The organism is Streptomyces sp. NPDC008001, from assembly GCF_042958085.1.
Lineage (GTDB): Bacteria > Actinomycetota > Actinomycetes > Streptomycetales > Streptomycetaceae > Streptomyces.
Genome location: NZ_JBIBIZ010000008.1, coordinates 238033 through 256704, shown reverse-complemented (window position 1 = coordinate 256704; position 18672 = coordinate 238033). Strand labels below are relative to the sequence as shown.

General features: G+C 73.5%; 15 protein-coding genes and 1 pseudogene. 13 read left to right on the top strand and 3 right to left on the bottom strand.

Going from position 1 to position 18672, the window contains the following annotated elements:
* The first annotated feature begins 4 nt into the window (after nucleotides 1–4).
* Entirely contained in the window at nucleotides 5–1384 is a 1380-nt protein-coding gene (locus ACFZCD_RS22455; RefSeq protein WP_391833508.1) for an FAD-dependent oxidoreductase, read from the top strand.
* Nucleotides 1385–1656: 272 nt separating this feature from the next.
* Here the strand turns inward: ACFZCD_RS22455 and ACFZCD_RS22450 are convergent, their stop codons facing one another.
* Nucleotides 1657–2148: a MarR family winged helix-turn-helix transcriptional regulator gene (locus ACFZCD_RS22450; protein WP_391833506.1), complete on the bottom strand. Its 492-nt coding sequence runs from the start codon at nucleotides 2146–2148 to the stop codon at nucleotides 1657–1659.
* Nucleotides 2149–2304: 156 nt separating this feature from the next.
* Between ACFZCD_RS22450 and ACFZCD_RS22445 the strand changes: the two genes are divergently transcribed.
* On the top strand, nucleotides 2305–3372 hold the full coding sequence (locus tag ACFZCD_RS22445; RefSeq protein ID WP_391833504.1) for an alkene reductase: 1068 nt from the start codon (nucleotides 2305–2307) through the stop codon (nucleotides 3370–3372).
* 169 nt (nucleotides 3373–3541) lie between these two features.
* Nucleotides 3542–4135 (top strand): nucleoside deaminase, encoded by a 594-nt coding sequence (locus tag ACFZCD_RS22440; RefSeq protein WP_391833502.1) that lies wholly within the window; start codon nucleotides 3542–3544, stop codon nucleotides 4133–4135.
* A gap of 15 nt (nucleotides 4136–4150) precedes the next feature.
* Here the strand turns inward: ACFZCD_RS22440 and hemE are convergent, their stop codons facing one another.
* Nucleotides 4151–5215, bottom strand: a complete 1065-nt coding sequence (gene hemE, locus ACFZCD_RS22435; protein WP_391833500.1) for a uroporphyrinogen decarboxylase — start codon at nucleotides 5213–5215, stop codon at nucleotides 4151–4153.
* A gap of 90 nt (nucleotides 5216–5305) precedes the next feature.
* Here hemE and ACFZCD_RS22430 point away from each other — a divergent pair, with 90 nt between their 5' ends.
* From ACFZCD_RS22430 to ACFZCD_RS22400, 7 genes and pseudogenes are all read left to right on the top strand, one after another.
* Nucleotides 5306–6028: a DUF3000 domain-containing protein gene (locus ACFZCD_RS22430; RefSeq protein ID WP_391833498.1), complete on the top strand. Its 723-nt coding sequence runs from the start codon at nucleotides 5306–5308 to the stop codon at nucleotides 6026–6028.
* A gap of 703 nt (nucleotides 6029–6731) precedes the next feature.
* On the top strand, nucleotides 6732–7394 hold the full coding sequence (locus ACFZCD_RS22425) for a response regulator transcription factor (RefSeq protein WP_030369345.1): 663 nt from the start codon (nucleotides 6732–6734) through the stop codon (nucleotides 7392–7394).
* A gap of 151 nt (nucleotides 7395–7545) precedes the next feature.
* Nucleotides 7546–8823, top strand: coding sequence for an HRDC domain-containing protein (locus ACFZCD_RS22420; protein WP_391833495.1), 1278 nt, complete (start codon nucleotides 7546–7548; stop codon nucleotides 8821–8823).
* Nucleotides 8824–9095: 272 nt separating this feature from the next.
* Nucleotides 9096–10316, top strand: coding sequence for a thiolase family protein (locus ACFZCD_RS22415; protein ID WP_391833493.1), 1221 nt, complete (start codon nucleotides 9096–9098; stop codon nucleotides 10314–10316).
* The gene (locus ACFZCD_RS22410; protein ID WP_391833491.1) at nucleotides 10313–12442 is read left to right on the top strand and encodes a 3-hydroxyacyl-CoA dehydrogenase NAD-binding domain-containing protein; all 2130 of its coding nucleotides are present in this window, start codon (nucleotides 10313–10315) and stop codon (nucleotides 12440–12442) included. Before ACFZCD_RS22415 ends, ACFZCD_RS22410 begins: the two co-directional genes overlap by 4 nt.
* Nucleotides 12443–12459: 17 nt before the next feature.
* Nucleotides 12460–12651: pseudogene (locus ACFZCD_RS22405) on the top strand (hypothetical protein); the annotation flags it as partial.
* A gap of 84 nt (nucleotides 12652–12735) precedes the next feature.
* Nucleotides 12736–13341, top strand: a complete 606-nt coding sequence (locus tag ACFZCD_RS22400) for a disulfide bond formation protein DsbA (protein ID WP_391833489.1) — start codon at nucleotides 12736–12738, stop codon at nucleotides 13339–13341.
* Here ACFZCD_RS22400 and ACFZCD_RS22395 read toward each other — a convergent pair.
* Entirely contained in the window at nucleotides 13334–14362 is a 1029-nt protein-coding gene (locus ACFZCD_RS22395; protein ID WP_391833488.1) for a hypothetical protein, read from the bottom strand. The two genes, ACFZCD_RS22400 and ACFZCD_RS22395, sit on opposite strands and share 8 nt — an antisense overlap.
* Before the next feature lie 278 nt (nucleotides 14363–14640).
* On the opposite strand from ACFZCD_RS22395, the gene ACFZCD_RS22390 reads away from it, so the two are divergent.
* Genes ACFZCD_RS22390 through ACFZCD_RS22380 form a run of 3 tightly spaced genes read left to right on the top strand, consistent with a single transcriptional unit; the run spans nucleotide 14641 to nucleotide 18662 of the window.
* Nucleotides 14641–16899 (top strand): HAMP domain-containing protein, encoded by a 2259-nt coding sequence (locus ACFZCD_RS22390; RefSeq protein ID WP_391833486.1) that lies wholly within the window; start codon nucleotides 14641–14643, stop codon nucleotides 16897–16899.
* A 3-nt stretch (nucleotides 16900–16902) separates the two neighbouring features.
* The gene (gene pgsB, locus ACFZCD_RS22385) at nucleotides 16903–18183 is read left to right on the top strand and encodes a poly-gamma-glutamate synthase PgsB (RefSeq protein WP_391833484.1); all 1281 of its coding nucleotides are present in this window, start codon (nucleotides 16903–16905) and stop codon (nucleotides 18181–18183) included.
* Complete coding sequence (locus ACFZCD_RS22380) at nucleotides 18180–18662, top strand: poly-gamma-glutamate biosynthesis protein PgsC/CapC (RefSeq protein WP_391833482.1); 483 nt, start codon at nucleotides 18180–18182, stop codon at nucleotides 18660–18662. The genes pgsB and ACFZCD_RS22380 overlap by 4 nt, the downstream gene beginning before the upstream one ends.
* Nucleotides 18663–18672 lie beyond the last annotated feature (10 nt).

The following is an 18672-nucleotide window of genomic DNA, read 5'->3' as shown; positions in this document are numbered from 1 at the left end:
GGACATGAGCGCGCAGCGGCTGGTGGTCGTCGGGGGCGATGCGGCGGGCATGTCCGCCGCGTCCCGGGCGCGCAGGCTCCGGACGCCGGAGGAGCTGGAGATCACCGCGTTCGAGCGCGGCCGGTTCACGTCGTACTCCGCGTGCGGCATCCCGTACTGGGCCGGTGGCGTGGTGGACGGCCCGGACGCGCTCGTCGCCCGGACGCCGGAGGAGCACCGCGCCCGCGGCATCGGCGTGCGGATGCGCACCGAGGTGACGGAGCTCGACCTCGGCGGGCAGCGCGTCCTCGCCCGCGACCTGGAGACCGGCGAGGAGCGCTGGCACGGCTACGACCACCTCGTCCTCGCGACCGGTGCCCGCCCCGTGCGGCCGCCCCTGGAGGGCATCGACGCCCCGGGCGTGTACGGCGTGCAGACCCTGGACGACGGCCGGGCGCTCGTCGCCGGCCTGGACGGCGGCGGAGCGGACCGCAGGGCGGTGGTGATCGGCGCGGGGTACATCGGCGTGGAAGCGGCGGAGGCCCTCGTCCGGCGCGGCTACGCGGTGACGGTGATCGAGCGCGCGGCCCAGCCGATGTCGACCCTCGACCCGGACATGGGCCGGCTCGTGCGCGACGCCATGACCGGCATGGGCATCGAGGTCGTGACGGACACGGAGGTCACCGCCGTACTGACCGGTCCGGACGGCCGGGTCCGCGCCGTCGCCGCCGGCAGCGTCGAACACCCGGCCGACGTGGTCGTCCTCGGCCTGGGGGTGCGGCCCGGGACGGCGCTCGCCGAGGCGGCGGGCCTGCCGCTGGGCACGTCGGGCGGGCTGCTCACCGACCTGGCCATGCGGGTGCGCGGCCACGAGAACGTCTGGGCGGGCGGCGACTGCGTGGAGGTCCTCGACCTCGTCTCCGGCCGCACCCGGCACATCGCCCTCGGCACGCACGCCAACAAGCACGGCCAGGTCATCGGCACCAACGTGGGCGGCGGCTACGCCACGTTCCCCGGCGTGGTGGGCACGGCCGTCAGCAAGGTCTGCGACCTGGAGATCGCCCGTACGGGCCTGCTGGAGTCCCAGGCGCGGGCGGAGGGCCTGCGCTACGTGACCGCCACCGTCGAGTCCACCAGCCGCGCCGGCTACTACCCCGGCGCCCGCCCGATGACGGTGAAGATGCTCGCCGAACGGGGCACGGGCCGCCTGCTGGGCGTGCAGATCGTCGGCCGCGAGGGCGCGGCGAAGCGCGTGGACGTCGCAGCGGTCGCCCTCACCGCCCGCATGACGGTCGATCAGATGACGGCCCTGGACCTGGGTTACGCCCCGCCGTTCTCACCGGTGTGGGACCCGGTGCTGGTGGCGGCGCGCAAGGCGGCGGCGGAGGTGGCCTCGGCACGCTGAGCGCCGCCCAAGGCCATGCCGGGGCCCGCGGCGGTCCGGGGCCTTCGCGAGCTCGCCGCCCGAGCGGTCTCCGGGCCGCCCCGGGCGGTGGCTCCGCCCGGGGGCACCCGTACGCCTCGGTCCGGTCTCAGGCGCGCCACTGCTCGATGCAGGCCGTGGGCACCCAGCCCTCGTGGCCCGCGTAGCTCAGCAGGATCCAGCTGTTGTCCTTCTTCCCGCAGAGGTTGCAGGACGAGCGCCGCGCCGCTGGACGGCATCCCTTCGGCCACGGCTCAGCAGCCGGTGAGGTTGCCCTCCACGTGGGCCAGCAGCCGGGCCAGTTCGCTGCGGTCGGCGTCGCCGAGGCCGGCGAGCGTGCGGTCCTCCAGCTCCTGCCACACCTGCGCCACCTCCTTGCGCAGGGCTTCGCCCGCCTCCGTCGTCGCGACGATCACGACGCGGCGGTCCTCGGAGCACGGCTGCCGGGTGACGAGACCGGCCTGCTCCAGCCGCTGGACCATGCGCGTCACGGTCGAAGGGTCGAGCCCCAGCAGCCTGATCAGCTCGGACTGCCGCTGCGGGCCCGCGTCCCAGAGCCGCATCATCAGCAGCTCCTGCCCCGCGTACAGCCCGAGGCGGCGCAGCAGGTTCCCGGCGGTGATGCGGTGGACCCGGGCCACGCGCGCGATGGCGTGGCTGATCTGCCCGTCACCCCCGGGGCACAGCGGCGGGGCGGCGGCGGGCGGACACGCGGTGGCGTCGGTTACGGCGTCCCGGGCGGTCATGGCGGGTCTCCTCGGTCGGCGGGGGGGGGTCGGGGCAGGGGGCTCCAGTCTGCTCCGGACACCTCCCCTCTCATTATGTTGGCCGGCCAAACAATGCGCTACAGTGGCGACCGAGCCGATTACTTGGTCGGCCAATGAATCCTGGAGGGGACCGCTGTGACCACCGCTTTCGACCCCATCGACCTCGCCGGCACCCGGCTCGCCAACCGCATCGCCATGGCGCCCATGACCCGCAGCCGCGCCGGCGAGGGCGGCACCGCCACCGAGCTCGTCGCCGACTACTACGCACAGCGCGCCTCGGCCGGCCTGATCATCACCGAGGGCATCCAGCCTTCCGCCGTCGGCCAGGGCTACCCCTGGACCCCCGGCCTGCACAGCGCCGGGCAAGTCGCCTCCTGGCGCAAGGTCACCGGCGCCGTCCACGCCCGGGGCGGCCGGATCTTCGCCCAGCTCATGCACACCGGCCGGATCGGCCACCCGGTGCTGCTGCCGGACGGCCTGGTCCCGGTGGGCCCGTCGGCCATAGCCGCCGAGGGGGCCCACTTCACCCCCGAGGGCATGAAGGACCTCGTCACCCCCCGGGAGCTGACCGGCGAGGAGGTCCGCGCCACGATCGCCGACTACGCCACCGCCGCGCGCAACGCGATCGAGGCGGGCTTCGACGGCGTCGAGGTGCACGGCGCCAACGGCTACCTCATCCAGCAGTTCCTCGCGTCCAACTCCAACCGGCGCACCGACGAGTGGGGCGGCAGCACCGGAAACCGCATCCGCTTCGCCACCGAGGTCGTCAAGGCCGTCGCCGCCGAGATCGGCGCCGGGCGGACCGGTCTGCGGATCTCGCCCGCGAACACGCTCGGCTCGATCGCGGAGACCGACACCGAGGCGACGTACACCGCGCTGGTCGACGCCATCGCGCCGCTGGGCCTGGCCTACCTGCACGTCATGGAGGCCACCGGCATCCGCGAGCTCACCCTCGACCTGCGCAAGCGCTTCCCCGGCACCCTGATCCTCAACCCCTTCACCGACGGGCCGACCGGCCCGGACGCGCTCGGCCTCGTCGAGGACGGCACCGCCGACGTCATCAGCTACGGCACGCTCTTCATCGCCAACCCCGACCTGCCCGCCCGGCTCAAGGCCGGCGGCCCGTTCAACGCCGCCGACCGCACGACGTTCTACGGCGGCGGCGCCGAGGGCTACGTCGACTACCCGGCGCTGACGGGCTGACAACTGACGGCCTGACGGCCGACGGCCTCACCGAGGGCTGCCGGAGCGTCACATGTATCGCAGGCGGCCGCTTCCGGCCGCCTGCTCGCCGTATACGCCGCCCCCGCAGTCCCCGCCGTACCTGGCTTTTCCGCCCCGCCGGCCGTCACCCGCCTGCTAGAAACTCCGGGTGACTTCTTCCGACTCGTCGCGCCGCCGCTTCCTTTCGGGCGCGGTCGCAGCCGGCGGCGCCCTGCTCGCCGCGGCACCCGAAGCCCGGGCCGGAGCCCGGACCCATGCCCGTACCCGTACGCCTGACCGAACCGGCACCTGGCCCCCGGGCCTTGAGGCCGCGGTCCGCCGCGCCATGCCCGCCGCCGCCGACCGGGCCCGCACCGCCCGCTATCCCTACGGCGCGGTGCTCGTCGACGTCGCCGGCGGAAGCGTCGTGACGGGCGCGCGCAACGACTCGGGGCACGACCCCACGGCGCACGCCGAGGTCGCCCTGCTGCGCGCCGCGGCCGCGGCGGGCTTCCATCTCCCGGACCACGCCGTGGTCACCACGGCCGAGCCCTGCGCGATGTGCGCGGGCGCGCTCCTGTGGAGCGGGGTGCGGGCCGTCGCCTACGGGACGTCCGTGGAGAAGCTCATCTCGTACGGGGTCCCGCAGATCGACATCTCCTTCGCCGAGATCGCGGGAAGATCACTCCTGTCACGGACGCCACCGGCCCTGGCCGGGGGCGTCCGCTGCGATCTCACCGACCCCCTCTACCGCACCACCTGATGCCAGGCCGCGCGGTCAGCGGGCCGTGCGCTCGTGCACGTACTCCACGAGCGCCGTCAGCGCCTCCGGGTCCGTGTTCGGCAGGACGCCGTGGCCGAGGTTGAAGACGTGGCCCTCCAGGCCGGCCGCCGAGTCCAGCACCTCCTGGGCCTTCGCCTCGACCGCGCCGCGGCCCGCGAAGAGCACGGCCGGGTCGAGGTTGCCCTGGAGCGCCTTGCCCGGGCCGACGCGGCGGGCCGCCTCGTCCAGGGGGACGCGCCAGTCGACGCCGACGACGTCCGCGCCGGCCTCGCCCATGAGGCCGAGGAGCTCGCCCGTGCCGACGCCGAAGTGGATGCGGGGCACGCCGTGGTGCGCGACCGCGTCGAAGACCTTGGCGGAGGCGGGCATGACGTACTTGCGGTACTCGCCCGGGGCGAGCGCGCCCGCCCACGAGTCGAAGAGCTGGACGGCGGAGGCGCCGGCCGCGATCTGCACCTCCAGGAAGGCGGCCGTGATGCCCGCGAGGCGGTCGACGAGGGCGGCCCACAGCTCCGGGGCGCCGTACATCATGGCCTTGGTGTTCTCGTACGTGCGCGACGGGCCGCCCTCGATGAGGTAGCTCGCCAGCGTGAACGGCGCGCCGGCGAAGCCGATCAGCGGCGTGGCGCCGAGCTCGCCGGTGAGCTGGCGGACGGCCTCCGTGACGTACGGGACGTCGGAGGCGTCGAGCGGACGGAGGCGCTCCAGGTCCGCGCGGGTGCGGACCGGCTGGGCGACGACCGGGCCGACGCCCGGCTTGATGTCGAGGTCGATGCCGACGGCCTTCAGCGGCACCACGATGTCGCTGAAGAAGATCGCGGCGTCGACGTTGTGCCGCCGCACCGGCTGCAGGGTGATCTCGGTGACGAGGTCCGGGCGCATGCAGGACTCGAGCATCGGGATGCCCTCGCGCACCTTGCGGTACTCGGGGAGCGAGCGGCCCGCCTGCCGCATGAACCAGACCGGGGTGTGGGGCACGGGCTCGCGCCGGCACGCCCTCAGGAACGCCGAGTCGTGTGCGGCGGTACGGCCTGTCTGCTGCTGGCTGCGCTCACTCATGCCCCAAATCTTCGCACGGGCCGAACGAGTGACCCGCCCGTGTGGGTGTCCTACCCGGAACCGCGCGTCGTTCCGCCTAGTCTTCCGGGCATGGCTGCGGCGCAGGGACACCTCTCGGACGGTCCGGACGACGCGGATGGGGAGGGCTCCCCGTCCGTCTTCCGGCAGGCGGTCGCCGGGCTGCAAGGGGTGCGCCTGCGGCCGGAGATCGAGCTCGACGCGACGCCGCCGCCCCAGCGGCTCGCCCCCTTCTCGTACGCGCTGGAGGCCGCGGTCGTCGTCGACGACCAGGAGCTGGCCGACGGCCGGCTGATCCTGCTGCACGACCCGGCCGGGCACGAGGCGTGGGGCGGCACGTTCCGCCTGGTGACCCTGGTCCACGCGGACCTGGAGCCGGAGATGGCCGCGGACCCCCTGCTGCCCGAGGTCTGCTGGTCCTGGCTCACCGGCGCGCTGGAGGCGCGCCGCGTGCCGTACGCGGCTCCCAGCGGGACGGTGACGCGGGCCGGGTCGCACTACTTCGGCGGGCTCGCGGAACGGGAGCCGTCGACGCGCATCGAGATCCGGGCCTCGTGGTCCCCGGTCCCACCGGCCCCGCCGGCGGCCGCGAAGCCCGTCCGGGCGGTCCGGGACGGGAAGGACGGCGGCCCGGCCGCCGAACCACCGGAGGACGCCGGGGTGCCGGACACGGCGGCGCACCTCGCCGCCTGGTGCGACCTGCTCTGCCAGATCGCGGGCCTCCCCCCGGGCGGCACCCCGGACGCCGGCGTAGTAACCCTCCCCCAACGAAGGGACCCCCAGGGCCGCTGCTAGGCGCGGCGCGCGCCGGCCGGCCAAGGATGCGCAGCATCCTCGAATCCGCCGCAACGGCGATCAGCCGGAACGAGGCAGCCCGGCGGTGCCGTAACGGGCCCGCCCACGCCCGGCACCGCCGGACACGCCTACTGTGGCTGATCACCGCCGCGGCGGGATCGAAGGGGCGAAGCCCCCTTCACCACCGACCGGCGGCCGCCCCGGCCGTAGTGACGGGCGAGCCCCTCACCGCCAGTCGAGGATGCCCGCATCCTCGAATCCGCCGCCACGGCGATCAGCCGAAACGACGCAGCCCGGCGGTGCCGTAACGGGCCCGCCCACGCCCGGCACCGCCGGACACGCCCACCGGGGCTGATCACCGCCGCGGCGGGACCGAAGGGGCGAAGCCCCTTCGCCAGACCCCGGCCGTGATGACGGGCGAGCCCCTCACCGCCCCACCCCGTGGAGGCCACGGAACGGTCACCCGAATGCCGTATCCATGACCGATTCCGCCCCCTCCCCGGCACCATTTCGGTCGGCAATCCGACCGATTGCCGACCGTTCGCATCCGAATTGCCCGAATTGTTACTCACCAATTCGTGATCATTCCCTAAAGCCGGGACGCTTCGGTGCCGAAGAGGCTTGTGACCCTTCCCATACGGATCGCCCCGGCTTACCCCCCAAAGCCGGAACCGTCCCCCCGCCACTCCCCCCTGGAGGCTTGGTGTCCGTTCTCCTCGAGCAACCTGCGAGCCTCGCCTACCGCCCCAATAAACCGACGGCCATGGTCGTCGTCGCCGACCCCCGTGTCCGCTCCACCGTCACCCGGCACCTCTGGGCGCTGGGCGTGAGAGACGTGATCGAGGCGTCGTCCATCGCGGAGGCTCGCCCCCGCGTCGGCAACCCGCGCGACATCTGCGTGGCCGACGTCCACCTCCCCGACGGCTCCGGGCTCACCCTCCTCTCCGAGACCCGTGCCGCGGGCTGGCCCAACGGCCTGGCCCTGTCCGCCGCCGACGACATCGGCGCCGTGCGCAACGCCCTCGCGGGCGGCGTGAAGGGCTACGTCGTCACCGGCACCCGGACCAACCTCGGCGTCCCCGGCCGCCCCGGCGCCGCCCCCATCGGCTCCGCCGCCGCGGCCCGCCTGCACCGCCGCCCGCCCGGCGCCCCCGGCCACCCCGGCGGCTACCGCGAGCTGTCCGGCCGCGAGGTCGAGGTGCTGCGGCTGGTCGCGGAGGGCCAGTCCAACAAGGCCATCGGCGTGTCGATGGGGCTGTCGGCGCTCACGGTCAAGAGCCACCTCGCCCGGATCGCCCGCAAGCTCGGCACCGGCGACCGGGCCGGCATGGTCGCCGTGGCGCTGCGCACCGGCATCATCCACTGACGCCCCCACCACCGCCCGCACCTCCACTCACGCCCCCGGCCCGCCCCCGGCGCCCCTCACACCCCCCTCACCACCGCCGGCCCGCAACGCCGCGCCCGTCGACGGGACGTTCCGTCGGCGGGCGCTTGCCATACACAGATACCCTTGACCGGTGACCGACGCCCAAGAAACCGCAGCAGACACACCACTGCGAACCACCGGGGGCGGCCCCCCGGACGACGTCGTTTCGGCGCCGATCCCCCTACTGGAGCCACGCGAAGGCATCCCGCCGGTCGTCGCTGACAACGATGCCCTCGCGGCGGTCGTCGCCGCGTTCGCCGCCGGCACCGGCCCCGTCGCCGTCGACGCCGAGCGCGCCTCCGGATATCGCTACGGCCAGCGCGCCTACCTCGTACAGCTGCGCCGTGCGGGCGCGGGCAGCGCGCTCATCGATCCGGTCGGCTGCCCCGACCTGTCCGCGCTCGGCGAGGCCATCGCCGACGCCGAATGGGTTCTGCACGCAGCCACCCAGGACCTGCCGTGCCTGCGCGAGATAGGGATGACGCCGACGCGGCTGTTCGACACGGAGCTGGCCGGCCGGCTCGCCGGGTTCGCACGGGTGGGTCTCGGAGCCATGGTGGAGAACGTCCTGGGGTACGCCCTGGAGAAGGGCCACTCCGCCGTCGACTGGTCGACCCGCCCCCTGCCCGATCCCTGGCTGCGCTACGCCGCCCTCGACGTGGAGCTCCTCGTCGACCTGCGCGACGCGCTGGAGGCCGAGCTGGAGCGCCAGGGCAAGCTGGAGTGGGCCCGGCAGGAGTTCGACGCCATCGCCGCCGCCCCGCCCGCCCCGCCCCGCAAGGACCCCTGGCGCCGTACGTCCGGGATGCACAAGGTGCGCAGGCGCCGCCAGATGGCGGTGGTGCGCGAGCTGTGGACCGCCCGTGACCAGGTGGCGCAGCGGCGCGACGTCTCGCCCGGCAAGGTGCTCGGCGACGCCGCGATCATCGAGGCCGCGCTGAACATGCCGCCGAACGCGCACGCCCTCGCGGCCCTGCCCGGCTTCGGGCACCGCATGAGCCGCAAGCAGCTGGAGCAGTGGCAGGCCGCGGTCGACCGCGCGCGGGCCGTCCCGGACAACGAGCTGCCGCAGCCCGGCCAGCCGCTCACCGGCCCCCCGCCGCCGCGCGCCTGGGCCGACAAGGACCCGGAGGCGGCCGCCCGGCTCACGGCGGCCCGTACGGCCGTGTCCGCGCTCGCCGAGCGCCTCACGATGCCGCAGGAGAACCTGATCACGCCGGACACGGTGCGGCGGCTGTGCTGGGAGCCGCCGGCCGATCCGACGCCGGAGGCGGTGGCGGAGATCCTCTCCGCCCACGGCGCCCGCCCCTGGCAGATCGAACAGGTGACCCCGGTCCTGGTGAAGGCCCTGACGGAAGCCGCGGCCTGACGACCGCTTCCCGGATTGCGCCCCGGCCCCGCAGTGGGGGCCGGGGCGCAGCCCGTTTTCCGGCTCGAGCCGGTTTCTCCCACCGCAAACGCCACCGGCGGTGCCGAACCCCCAGTAGCCCCCTCCGTACACGGAATGTGACCTTCGCCGCTCCCCGCCAGGGGACTGGGCAACTTAGTTACCCGTAAGTAGCATGACGATGTCAGCCCGCACCGCGGCGGAGCCGTCCAGGCATGCCCGCGAGCAGCGATCCCGCACAGGAGGAGAGCCAAGTGCCTCGTACCGCTAGGGACGTCGTATTCGTCGACGGCGTCCGCACCCCGTTCGGCAAGGCGGGCCCGAAGGGCATCTACCACGAGACCCGCGCCGACGACCTCGTCATCAAGTGCATCCGTGAGCTGCTGCGCCGGAACCCGAACCTGGACCCCGCCAAGATCGACGAGGTCGCCATCGCCGCGACCACGCAGATCGGTGACCAGGGTCTGACCCTCGGCCGTACGGCCGGCATGCTCGCGGGCCTGCCGCAGACCGTGCCCGGCATGTCCATCGACCGCATGTGCGCCGGCGCCATGACCGCCGTGACGACCGTCGCCGGCGGCGTCGCCTTCGGCGCGTACGACATCGCCCTCGCGGGCGGCGTCGAGCACATGGGCCGTCACCCGATGGGCGAGGGCGTCGACCCCAACCCGCGCTTCCTCTCGGAGCGGCTGGTCGACGACTCCGCCCTCGTCATGGGCATGACGGCGGAGAACCTGCACGACCGCTTCCCGCAGCTCACCAAGGAGCGCGCGGACGCCTACGCGGTCCGCAGTCAGGAGAAGGCCGCCAAGGCGTACGCCGACGGCAAGATCCAGGCCGACCTGGTGCCGATCTCCGTCCGCCGCACCACGCCCGAGGGCGGGGAGCTGGGCTGGGGCCTGGTCACGGCCGACGAGCCGATGCGCCCGGGCACCACCATGGAGGGGCTGGCCAACCTCAAGACGCCGTTCCGCCCGCACGGCCGGGTCACCCCGGGCAACGCCTCGGGCCTCAACGACGGCGCCACCGCCTCGCTGATCGCCGCCGAGGACGTCGCGCGCGAGCTGGGCCTGCCGGTCCGCATGCGCCTCGTCTCGTACTCCTTCGTCGGCGTCGAGCCCGAGGTCATGGGCTACGGCCCGATCCCGGCGACCGAGAAGGCCCTCGCCAAGGCGGGCCTGACGATCGACGACATCGGCCTGTTCGAGCTCAACGAGGCCTACGCGGTGCAGGTGCTCGCGCTCCTGGACCACTACGGCATCGCGGACGACGACCCGCGCGTCAACCAGTACGGCGGCGCCATCGCGTTCGGCCACCCGCTGGCCTCCTCCGGCGTCCGTCTGATGACCCAGCTGGCCCGCCAGTTCGAGGAGCAGCCGCACGTCCGCTACGGCCTCACCTCGATGTGTGTCGGCCTCGGCATGGGCGGCACGGTCATCTGGGAGAACCCCCACTTCGACGGAGGCACCAAGTGAGCACCACCGCTGAACTTCTCAAGGGTGCGGCGGAGCTGTTCCCCGACGAGGTCGTGACCCAGGCGCACGTGCGCCACTTCGACCTCCCCTTCGGCGCCGGGCGCTTCGCGCTCGTCACGCTGGACAACGGCCTGGACCACACCAAGCCGACCACCTTCGGCCCGCAGTCGCTCGCGAACCTGAACACCGCGATCGACCAGGTGGAGAAGGAGGCCGCCGAGGGCACGATCACCGGCATCGGCATCACCGGCAAGCCGTTCATCTTCGCCGTCGGCGCCGACCTCAAGGGCGTCGAGCTGCTGAAGAAGCACGAGGACGCGCTCGCCATCGGCAAGGGCGGCCACGACGTCTTCAAGCGGCTGTCGTCCCTCGCCGTCCCGACCTTCGCGTACTACAACGGCGCGGCCATGGGCGGCGGCGTCGAGGTCGGCCTGCACTGCACCTACCGGACCGTCTCGCGGGCCATCCCGGCCTTCTCCCTGCCCGAGGTCTTCCTCGGCCTGGTCCCCGGCTGGGGCGGCTGCACCCTGCTGCCGAACCTCATCGGCGCCGACCGCGCGGTCTCGGTCATCATCGAGAACTCGCTCAACCAGAACCGTCAGCTCAAGGGCAAGCAGGTCTTCGAGCTCGGCATCGCCGACGCGATCTTCGACGGCGCCGACTTCCTGGAGCAGTCGCTGATCTGGACGGCCTCCGTCCTCAAGGGCGACGTCCAGGTCGACCGCGCCGAGATCGACCGCGGCGAGGCCTGGGACCAGGCCGTCGAGCGCGGCCGCTTCATCGCCGACTCCAAGGTGCACGGCGCCGCCCCGGCCGCCTACCGCGCCCTGGACATCATCTCCGCGGCGAAGAACGGCGACCTGCGCCAGGGCTTCGACGCCGAGGACCAGGCCCTCGCGGACCTGATCATGGGCGACGAGCTGCGCAGCGGCATCTACTCCTTCAACCTGGTGCAGAAGCGCGCCAAGCGCCCGGCCGGTGCCCCCGACCGCTCGCTGGCCCGCCCCGTCACCAAGGTGGGCGTCGTCGGCGCCGGCCTGATGGCCTCCCAGCTCGCGCTGCTCTTCGCGCGCCGCCTGGAGGTCCAGGTCGTCCTCACCGACATCGACCAGGAGCGCATCGACAAGGGCGTCGGCTACGTCCACGGCGAGATCGACAAGCTCCTCGCCAAGGGCCGCATCGGCAACGACAAGGCCAACCGCCTCAAGGCCGCCGTCACCGGCTCCCTCGACAAGGCCGCCGCCTTCGGCGACGCGGACTTCGTCATCGAGGCCGTCTTCGAGGAGATGGGCGTCAAGCAGCAGGTGTTCGCCGAGGTCGAGGCGGTCGTGCCCGCGCACACCATCCTCGCCACGAACACCTCCTCGCTGTCCGTCAGCGAGATGGCGTCGAAGCTCAAGCACCCCGAGCGGGTCGTGGGCTTCCACTTCTTCAACCCGGTCGCGATCCTCCCGCTGCTGGAGATCGTCCGCGGCGAGAAGACGGACGACGCCTCCCTGGCCACGGCCTTCGCCGTCGCCAAGAAGCTGAAGAAGACCGCGGTCCTGGTGAAGGACGCCCCGGCGTTCGTCGTCAACCGCATCCTCACCCGCTTCATGGGCGAGATCCAGAACGTCATCGACGAGGGCACGCCGGTCGCCGTGGCCGAGAAGGCCGTCGAGCCGCTCGGCCTGCCGATGTCCCCGCTGGTGCTCCTGGAGCTGGTCGGCCCCGCCATCGGCCTGCACGTCTCCGAGACGCTGGCCGGCGCGTTCCCCGACCGCTTCAAGGTCTCCCCGAACCTCGCCGCCGTGGTGAAGGCCGGGAAGCGCGGCTTCTACGTCTACGACTCCGGCAAGCCGGAGCTGGACCCCGAGGTCGCGGCGCTGCTCAAGCAGGGCGACAGCGTCCTGACGGAGGAGCAGGTGCGGGCCCGCGTCCTGGAGGCGGTCGCGCAGGAGATCGGCATCATGCTGGACGAGGGCGTCGTCGCCGAGGCCCAGGACATCGACCTGTGCCTGATCACCGGCGCGGGCTGGCCCTTCCACCTGGGCGGCATCACGCCGTACCTGGACCGCGAGGGCGTCTCCGAGCGTGCCGCCGGCCGGCGGTTCCTGCCGGTGGGCGTGGCGAGCGTCCCGGCGTAATCGCCGGCGCTGTGCCGATGCGAGGGCCGCACGGGGTTTCCCGTGCGGCCCTCGCTGTTTCCGCCACGCACGGCTTCAGTCAGCGGCTTCCGGTCGACTGGCTCCAAAAGCACCTCGCCGCAGAGGCGACGCACTACCTGCTCCCTACGCTCGTGCAGCGGCTCAGGCACCGTCCCGAGGTGCCGCTGCAGTGGAGGTGCCGGCAACTGCAGGAGTGACACGGGTATTGGCCCATGATCTTCGTGGGGAAGTGGCCCTGCCCGCCGGTCCACCTTCCCCATAGCCTCATGACCATGACACACAAAGTGGACTTCTACTTCGATCCCATCTGCCCCTTCGCCTGGATCACCTCCCGCTGGATCCTGGAGGTCGAGCGCCACCGCGACATCGACCTCCGGTTCCGGGTCATGAGCCTGTCCGTGCTCAACGAGGGCCGGGCCGACCTGCCCGAGCGGTACCGCCGCCTGTTCGACGTGGGCTGGGGCCCGGTGCGGGTGTGCACGGCGGCGGCGCAGGAGCACGGGGAGGACGTGCTGCGGGACCTGTACACGGCGCTGGGCACCCGTATCCACAACGAGGACGGCGAGGTCGGCGACGACCTGATCAGGAAGGCGCTGGCCGACGCCGGTCTCCCGGAGTCGCTGGCCGAAGCGGCTCACTCGTCCGACTACGACGAGGCGCTGCGCAAGAGCCACCACGAGGGCATGGACCCGGTCGGCGAAGAGGTCGGGACGCCCACGATCCACATCGACGGGGTCGCCTTCTTCGGGCCCGTCCTGAGCTCGATCCCGCGGGGCGAGGAAGCCGCCCGGGTCTTCGACGGCGTCCGGCTGCTGGCCGGCTACCCGGACTTCTTCGAGCTCAAGCGCACCCGTACGGGCGGCCTGGACTTCAGCTGACCCGGGGGCCCGGGGTGCGAGGCGCCGCGGCCCACGTCCGCGCGATCTCCACCAGCGCCCGTACCGCCTTCGCCACCAGCCCGTCGTCGTCCCGCACCTGCCGGCTGTGCTCGACGTGCACGAACGGCACCCCGGCCTTCCCCGCGTACTCGCCCTCCACGTTCGTACGGCCCTCCAGGCGGCCGCAGTAGCGCTCCCAGACCTCGCAGACGCGCAGGCCCTGGGCACGGTAGGCGGCGGCGAGGCGGCGGGCGGCGGGGAGGCCCGCTTCGCCGCTGCCGGGGGAGACGACGACGTCGTGGTCGGGCAGGCTGCTGTCGGCGAAGCCGTGCACCTGGACGGCGGGGAGGTGCCGGTCGGCGAGCGCGTCGGAGACGGCCGCGAAGACGGAGTCGGGGCGGTGGGCGACGTCCGCGGCGTCGGGGCCGGCGCCGGAGTCCGCGGCGCGGTGGGCGCCGGCGAGGACGAGCACTCCGCCGGGGGCGCCGCGCAGCAGGCCGATGCCGAGCTGCTCGGTGCGCTGGTCGGCGGACGGGTGCGGGACCTGGACCTGCCAGTGGGCCGGGCCGCCGAGGCCGACGTAGACGCGGCCCCAGCCGCGCCGGACCTCGCCCTCGCGCGTGGCGTCGGCGACCTCCGCGTACCGGGCGCCGCCGCTGCCGTCGGCGAGCGTGCGGACGGTGTAACCGACGCCGGAGAGGCGGCGGGCGGCCGTGGCGCGGTCCCCGTCGAGGACGGCGCGGACGCCGTCGGCGACGGCCCGGCGCTCGCGCTCGGTGGGGATGCGGTAGCTGCCGTCGGCGGTGATGCCGTCGGTGTAGTCGGTGATGTGCCGGCCGAGGTCGACGGTGGCGGCGGGTTCGGGGGCGGACTTGTGCGACGTGACGCCGCCCTTGCGGGCCCCGGGCCCGTCCGCGGCCGGTGCGCCCCCGCAGCCGGCCGCGCCGGCCAGGGCCAGCGCGCCGAGCAGCACGCAGGACAGCGCGGCGCGCACGGGCCGCACGGAGCGTACAGCTCGCACGGGGCGTGCCGTACGGACGGTACGGGCTGTGCTGTCGGGCGCCGGCCGGGTCCTCATGCGGGCAAAAGTACCCCGGAGAGACGCCCTCCCTCGCCCCTTACTCCAACAGCAGCCACTACGCACGCATATGAGGCACGCGTCACCAAGGTTTTGTTAGTCCTTTAACTTCCACCTAGAATTCAGCGGTTCCCGTTAGTTCATCCTGATGTGCGGCAAGCGGAACAAGGTATTCCGCCGACCCCGGCAATGCCGAGCCGCGGCCGAAAGGAATGCCAGGAATGCCGCTGTCCGCCCCGCGCGGCGCGCGCCGTCGCAAGCTGCGCCGGCGCGCCGACATGCCCCTGCTGGGCGGCGCCCGCCCGCCGGTGGCCGCACTCCTGGCGCTCCTGCTGCTGGTCGCGGGCGCGACCGCCCTCGTGCTGGGCGGCCCCGACCGGGCCGCCGCCGACCAGGCCGTCCTCACCTCGCAGCAGCGGGTCGCGGAGGACGGCGCGCTCGCCCTGCGGGCCTCCCTCGACGAGAGCGTCACCGACCTCCAGCGCGCCGCCGCGCTCTTCGCCGGCCCCGAGGCCGTACCCGCCGACACCGTTCTGGACAAGCTCGGCAAGGTCTACAACAAGTGGCGCGGCCTCGCCGTCATCGACCCCGCGGGCGGCAGCCTCCTCGCCGCCCGCGGCGAAACGATCCCGCTCGCCGACGCCCTGACGGACAGAACAGGCAAAAAGGGAGAGACCGACGGCTCCCCCGCTCCCCGCCTCGTCAAACTGCCCTCCGGCGACACCCGCATGCTCGTCACCGCCGCCCTGCGCGGCGGCGACAAACCGCGCCTCCTCGTCGCCTCCGGCACCCTCAACGTGCCGGGCATCTCCACCGGCGAGAACCGCTCCCTGCTCGTCGTCGACTGGGCCGGCACGGTCCTCGCCAAGGACGGCCCGTCCATCTCCCGCACCGCCTGGGCCAAGCGCGCCGCGAAGACGGCGGCCGCGGCCTTCGCCAAGGCCCCCGAGCCCGGCGGCCACCCGGGCGCGAGCGGCCGGCTCATGGGCGGCACGGAGAAGCACCGCGCGGCCGTGGGCTACGCGGCGGCGGGCCGCGCGCCCGGCGAGACCAGCCCCGCGGGCGGCCTCGGCCTGTCCGTGGTCACCTCGGTCAAGCTCACCGAGGACGCCAAAGCGGTGCAGACCCGGGCCTTCGGCCTCGTCGCCGCCGCCGTGCTGCTCGTCCTCGCTGTGCTGGTGACCTGGATCCTGGTCCGTACGGTCCAGCGCCCGCTGATCCAGCTGTACCTGGAGAGCCGCCGGATCAGCCGCGGCGAGCTCGACCGGCCCGTCCGCAGGTTCCGCGGCCGCGAACCGGCCCGCATCGGCGCCGCCCTGGAGAGCCTGCGCGGCCAGCTCCTCGGCGGGCGGCCCACCCGTACCGGCCGGGCCCGCGGCGGCTTCGGCACCCGCGCCACCGTCGTCGTCTGCGGCGTGGTCCTGCTCGCCTGGGCCGCCCCGCTCCTGCTGCTGCTCAACCGCGCCGGCAGCGGCGTGACCGTGCCCAAGCAGCTGGTCGAGGACCAGCGCCGCCGTACGGACACCGCCGCCGACCGCGTCCGCAAGGCCCTCAACGAGGGCTGGGCCGACGTCGCCTCCGTCGCCCAGATCGTCGGCGCGGGCGGCGGCAAGGAGGACGGCGCCAAGGACAGCAACAAGGACGGGGGCAAGGACGGCGGCAGGGACGACAGTGCCGACAGGGCCGTCCTGCAGACCACCCTGCGCGAGCACCCCCGCTACCGCTCCGTCTACGTCCTCGACGCCGGCGGCAAGGTCCTCACCCGCGCCGGGGCCGCCCCGCGCCACCCGGCCGGGCAGAAGCCCCGCGAGGACTCCGTCGCCCAGCTCAACACCTCCGGCAAGGAGCCGGCCGTCGCCGCCTACGCGGCCGTGCCCGGCGGCAAGGGCCGCACCGTCGTCGGCGAGTACGACCCCCAGTTCCTGATCTCCATGGTCACCCGGCCCGGCCTCGGCCAGGTCTGGCTGGTGGACGACGGGCACCGCATCATCGCCGCCGACCGCCAGCACGGCTTCCGCGCCTTCTCCAAGCTGCCCGGCAGCCACCTGAACGACCTCGTCACCAAGGCGCGCAAGGACACCAACGGCACCGCCCTGCTGCATCGCGCCGACGGCGGCTCCTCCCTCGCGGCCGCCGCGTCCTTCACCGGCGGCGGCGCCGTCCGCGACCTGAACTGGCAGGTCGTCAGCGAACAGCCGGCCTCCTGGCTGGAGCTGCCCGAGTACACCGCCCAGCGGCACACCATGCTCGCCGGCCTGCTCGGCGTGACCGCCGCCGTGGCCTGCCTGGGCTGGCTGCACATCATCGTCGTCCGCCCGCTGCGCACGCTCGCCGGCCAGGCCGAGGCACTGGCCGGCGGCGACCGCAAGACGGTCCTCTTCCCGCAGCACCACGACGAGGCGGGCGCGATCGTCCGCAACCTCGAACTGATCCGGCAGCAACTGCGCACCACCGAGCGGCCGCCGGCCGGAAGGAACTGACGCGTGCTCTTCCTCTACACGGTCCTGGTGATCTGCTGCGCGATCGTCCTCGTCGCCGGCGTGATCGAGCAGCGCCGGCACTTCACCAACCTCGACATGATCCCCACCCGGGTGCTGATCAACGGCATCCGCGGCAAGAGCTCCATCACCCGGCTGTGCGCGGGCGCGCTGCGCGGCGGCGGCCTGGTCACGGTCGCCAAGACCACCGGCACCGCGGCCCGCTTCATCCACCCGGACGCCACCGAGGAGCCCGTCTACCGCAAGTTCGGCATCGCCAACGTCGTCGAGCAGATCGGCATCGTGCGGCGCGCCGCCGCGTACCGGCCGCACGCGCTGGTGATCGAGTGCATGGCCGTCATGCCGGCCCTGCAGGAGGTCAACCAGACCAAGCTGATCCGCTCCACCATCGGCGTGCTGTGCAACGTCCGCGAGGACCACCTGGCGGAGATGGGCCCCACCCTGGACGACGTGGCCCGCTCGCTGAGCCGGTCCATGCCGCACGGCGGCATCTGCGTCACCGCCGAGCGCGACCGGCTGCACATCCTGCGCGAGGAGGCCGCCGAGCGCGACTGCCGGCTGATCGCCGTGGACCCGGAAACGGTCACCGACGCCGAGCTGCGCGGCTTCAGCTGGTTCACGTTCAAGGAGAACGTCGCCATCGCCCTGGCCGTCGCCGAGCTCCTCGGCGTCGACCGGGCCACCGCCCTGCAGGGCATGTACGACGCGCCGCCGGACCCCGGCGTGCTGTCCGTCGAGCGCTACCTCACCCCCGGCGGCACGCCGTTCCGCTTCGCCAACGTCTTCGCGGCCAACGACCCCGAGTCGACGCTGATGAACGTCGAGCAGCTGCTGACCCTGGGCGCGATCGAGCGCCCCCTGCACGTCCTCATCAACTGCCGCCCGGACCGCGTCGAGCGCAACGGCCAGATGGGCGAGCTGATCCCGCGCCTCGCCCCGGAGTCGGTCTTCCTCATCGGCCACCCCACGAAGAGCGCCGCCGACGCGATCCCCGCCGAATGGCGCTCGCGGATCACCGACCTCGGTGGCGACCGCCGCGACCCGGCCGAGCTGGAGCGGGAGATCCTCGGCCGGCTCGGCCCCGGCGCGTCGCTGATCGCCATCGGCAACATCCACGGGCAGGGCGAACTGCTGCTGGAGCGGCTGGCGGAACTGCCGGCGGACGACGAGCCGGCGCGGCAGGGGCCGCCTCCGCCGGGACCGGAAGAGCCCCCGGTGTACGTCCCGACCTACCTGGACCCGGATCCCACAGGAGACTTCCGTTGATCCCCGCCGTCCTCACCCCGGAGATCGCCGCCATCGGGATCGCCCTGGGCCTGCTGTTCTCCCTGGTCTGCTACCTCACGACCAACCTCTCCCCCGGCGGCATGATCACCCCCGGCTGGCTGGCCCTCACCCTCGTCGAGAGCGTCCAGCGCGCCGCCATGGTCGTCGGCATCACCGTCCTGACGTACCTGGCCACCCTGCTGCTGCAGCGGTACGTGATCCTCTACGGCAAGCGGCTGTTCGCGGCGGTCGTGCTGACCGGCGTCGTGCTGCAGGCCACGCTGTACGTGATCCTGCAGCAGCAGTTCCCGCTGATGTACGCGAACCAGACGCTCGGCTTCATCGTCCCCGGCCTGATCGCCTACCAGCTGGTGCGCCAGCCGCGCGGCGCGACCCTGCTGGCCACCGGCACGGTCTCGCTCGCCAACTACGTCGTCCTGACCGCCGGCATCCTGCTGGGCTTCATGCCCACCGCCTGAGCCTTCCCGA